This is a genomic window from Amycolatopsis sp. NPDC059027 (genome assembly GCF_042739735.1).
Lineage (GTDB): Bacteria > Actinomycetota > Actinomycetes > Mycobacteriales > Pseudonocardiaceae > Amycolatopsis.
Map to the genome: position 1 here is coordinate 21113 of NZ_JBHYIK010000102.1, position 3871 is coordinate 24983.

Consider the following 3871-nt stretch of genomic DNA (forward strand, 5'->3'; position numbering starts at 1 on the left):
CCGTCTCACGCCCCCCCCCCCCCCGGGGGCCGCGGGGGGCAACGTCTCTGGTGGGGGTCCGGGCGGGTAAACCCCGTCCGGAACGCTCGCGAGTCTGGTGCGGGGCTAGTCTTGGCGGCATGAGCGCGGTGTACGACTGCAGCAAGCGGGATTCGCGGGCCGACGGGCTGGCGGCGGCGGCGGGCGCGGTGCGTTCGAGCCGGCTGGTCGTCATGCCCACCGACACGGTCTACGGCATCGGCGCGGACGCCTTCGACACCGGCGCGGTCCAGGCGCTGCTGCGGGCCAAGAACCGCGGCCCGGACATGCCGGTCGGCGTGCTCGTCGGTTCGTGGTCCACAGTGGACGGCCTGGTGCTCGGGGTGCCGCCGCAGGCGCGGGCGCTGATCGAGGCGTTCTGGCCTGGCGATCTGTCCATTGTGCTCCCGCACGCGCCGAGCCTGCGCTGGGACCTCGGCCAGTCGCGCGGCACGGTCATGCTCCGGATGCCGCTGCACCCGGTGGCGCTGGAGCTGCTGCGCGACGTCGGCCCGATGGCCGTGTCGAGCGCGAACGTCTCCGGCCGCCCGCCCGCGTCCACCGCGCAGGAGGCGCAGGAGCAGCTCGGCGAGTCGGTCGCGGTCTACCTCGACGGCGGGTCGAGCGGCGAGCCCGTGCCGTCCACCATGGTCGATCTGACCGGCAGCGACCCGGTGATCCTCCGTGAGGGCGCGGTGAGCACGGCGGCGGTCGCCGAAGTGCTCGGGGTGCCCGCGGAAACGCTGGTGTGAAGCCCTTTTCCGGCCCCGGCGGCGGGCGCGGTAGCGTGTCCGCCGTGACTGCGACCCGTGCGGACGTGACGCGCTAGTGCCGCCCGTTCAAGGCCTTCTCCCGATCCGGGAGTACATCCTCGTCGCGCTGACCGCGACGGCTGTGACGTTCCTGCTCACCGGCCTCGTCCGCCGGTTCGCCATCAAGATCGGCGCGATCGCCAACCCGCGTGCCCGCGACGTGCACGTCGCGCCGATCCCGCGCATGGGCGGCGTCGGCATCTACCTCGGGATCGCCGCCGCGATGGGGCTCGCGAGCCATCTGCCCGCGCTGTCCCGCAGCTTCGGCTTCTCCTTCGACTCCGTCGGCGTGCTGCTCGGCGCCGGGGTCATCTCGCTCATCGGCGCGCTGGACGACCGGTTCGAGCTCGACGCCTGGACGAAGCTCGCCGGCCAGGTCATGTGTGCCGGGATCCTGGTCCTGTTCGGCGTGCAGTGGGTGTCGTTCTGGGTGCCGTGGGGCGGCAACGCGGACTCGTTCGGCTCGGTGCTCGTGCTGGACAAGAACCAGGGCGCGCTGCTGACCGTCGTGCTCGTCGTGGTCATGGTCAACGCGATGAACTTCGTCGACGGCCTCGACGGGCTCGCGGGCGGCCTCGGCTTCATCGCCGCGACGGCGACCTGCGCGTTCTCGCTCGGCCTGCTGGACTCCTCCGGGGGCGACGTCGGCGCGTACCCGCCCGCGCTCATCGCGGCCACGCTCGCCGGGGCCTGTCTGGGGTTCCTGCCCTACAACTTCCAGCCCGCGAAGATCTTCATGGGCGACTCCGGGTCGATGATGATCGGCCTGATGCTGGCGGGCGCGACGACCTCGGCGTCCGGCCGGGTGTCCTACACGCAGTTCTCCGGTTCCGACGCGCTCGCGCTGCTTTCGCCGCTGCTGGTGGTGGCCGCGGTGCTCTTCGTGCCGCTGCTGGACCTGATCATGGCCGTCATCCGCCGCACCCGCCGCGGCGAGAGCCCGTTCGCCGCGGACAAGATGCACCTGCACCACCGCCTGCTCGAGATCGGGCATTCGCAGCGCCGGGCCGTGCTGCTCATCTACCTGTGGGCGGGGATCCTCGCGTTCGGCGCGGTTTCGGTGACGTTGTTCAACAGCGTGGCGGTGTTCTGGATCGTCGGCTTCGGCCTGGTGCTCGCGGCGCTGGTGTCGATCGTGCCCCGGCTCAAATCGCGCAACCAGCACTCCACGTGAGTGTCTCGCCGCACGCGCCCGGGACCCCCGTGACGTGCGGCATTACACTGGCGTGTCGAACCGACCAGGGAGCCGTGTGGTGAGCGAGACCGAGAAGACCGAGCAGGAGAACCCGCACGCCAAGGTGGTGCTGCAGGCCGCCAGCGCGATGACCAAGGCCTCCTTGACGTTCGTCCCGCCCGTCATCGTCGCGTGCATCGTGCTGTTCACGATCCTGAACGGCGTTCCGGGCCTGCTCGGGTCGCTGGTCGGTGGCGTGCTCGCGTTCCTTTCCTCGCTGGCGACGCTCGGCATGATGCGCTTCAGCGCGGGCCTTGACCCGATGTTCGTGATGGTGACCGCGCTCGGCAGCTACGTCATCAAGCTCATCGTCCTGTTCGGAGCGCTGACCCTGTTGAAGGGCGTCTCCGTGCTGCACCCGCTTTCGCTGGGCATCACCATGATCGCGGCCATTCTGCTGGCCGCCGGTGTCGAGTTCGTCGCGTTCCGGCGCACCAGGATCCCGACCATCATCCCGGCCTGACCACGTTGTCAGGACCAGGGTCCTGGGCGGTTCGGGACCTACGTCCTCGGCCGATCGGCTGGTTCGTCCCTGGTTAGGAGTACGCCTGTACGGCACTTCCTGACCGGCTGATAAGGTCCGCGTCATAGGCGGCGACCCTGCGTCGCACGCCTCCTCAGACGAACCGCGATCAGCAGCGTGGCGACCGTATGGCTCGTTCCGTCTCCGCTGGTAGGTACCCGTTTGCGGAGCGTTCACCTGGAATTCCGGTGTGTGCGTAGCGTGAGACCACGTTCACCGCACAGTGGGGTAGCCGCCTCTAACGGCTCGATACGTGTCGGGTACGTTAAGTCCAGATCGTGACGATTCCCCCGGCGGAGTGAACGCCGGCCGGGAGAACCGGAAGGAGCCCAGTGGGCGCGCTGGTACTGACCGAGGGCGGGACCTTCACCCCGCCCGGTGCCGAGGCCTTCGACCTGCCCCCCATCTTCGGGTCGGGGTATTGGGGCAGTTTCACCAAGCCGATGCTGCTCGCCATCATCTCGGTGGCGCTCATCTCGGTGTACTTCCTGCTGGCCTCGCGCAGGCTCAAGGTGGTTCCCGGCAAGGGGCAGTTCTTCGTCGAGGGCATCTACAACTTCAGCCGCAACAGCATCACGCGTGAGCAGATCGGCGCGAAGGAATTCAAGCCGTACGTGCCCCTGGTGCTCGCGCTGTTCACCTTCTGCCTGGTGAACAACCTGTTCGGGATCATTCCGTTCTTCCAGTTCCCGACACTGGGCCGGATCGCCTTCCCGCTGGCGATGTCGCTGTTCGTCGTCTACCCGATCTACCACTTCGTGGGCATTCGCAAGCACGGTCTCGGCGGTTACCTGAAGAAGGAACTGGCCCCGCCCGGCGTTCCCGGCTTCGTGCTCCCGCTCTACAGCGTGATCGAGTTCGCGACGAAGTTCTTCCTCACGCCGCTCACGCTGGCCATCCGGGTTTTCGCCGCGATGTTCGCCGGCCACCTGATGATCGTGGTGTTCACCCTCGGCGGCGAATTCCTGCTGCTGGAGACCTCGAGCTGGGCGCTCAAGCCGGTGTCGCTGGTCGCCTGGATCGTGACCATCCTGATGACTTTCCTCGAGGCCTTCATCCAGATCCTGCAGGCCTACATCTTCGCCCTGCTGTCCGCGGGGTACATCGGCGCCGCACTGGCGTCGGAGCACTGAGAACACAAGCCCCCGATCCGCGCGAGCGCGTGGACCGAAGTGAAGGGAAATGCACGTGAGCAACATCGTTCTGGCCCAGCAGGCCGCCGAGACCGTCAACCTCAACAAGGGTCTCGCCGCCATCGGTTACGGTCTCGGCGCGATCGGCCCC

Annotated in this window: 4 protein-coding genes and 1 pseudogene; all 5 read left to right on the forward strand. The window is 68.4% G+C overall.

Annotated features, from left to right (window positions below; translation table 11 throughout):
- The first annotated feature begins 119 nt into the window (after positions 1 to 119).
- Positions 120 to 770 carry an L-threonylcarbamoyladenylate synthase gene (locus tag ACFWY9_RS41360; RefSeq protein WP_378330404.1) on the forward strand — a complete coding sequence of 217 codons (651 nt, stop codon included), beginning with the start codon at positions 120 to 122 and terminating at the stop codon, positions 768 to 770.
- Positions 771 to 846: 76 nt separating this feature from the next.
- Positions 847 to 2004, forward strand: a complete 1158-nt coding sequence (locus ACFWY9_RS41365) for a glycosyltransferase family 4 protein (protein WP_378330403.1) — start codon at positions 847 to 849, stop codon at positions 2002 to 2004.
- 79 nt (positions 2005 to 2083) lie between these two features.
- Positions 2084 to 2527, forward strand: coding sequence for a hypothetical protein (locus ACFWY9_RS41370; protein WP_378330402.1), 444 nt, complete (start codon positions 2084 to 2086; stop codon positions 2525 to 2527).
- Positions 2528 to 2919: 392 nt separating this feature from the next.
- Positions 2920 to 3720, forward strand: a complete 801-nt coding sequence (gene atpB, locus ACFWY9_RS41375) for a F0F1 ATP synthase subunit A (RefSeq protein ID WP_378330401.1) — start codon at positions 2920 to 2922, stop codon at positions 3718 to 3720.
- A gap of 55 nt (positions 3721 to 3775) precedes the next feature.
- Positions 3776 to 3871, forward strand: a pseudogene (locus tag ACFWY9_RS41380) (ATP F0F1 synthase subunit C); the annotation flags it as partial.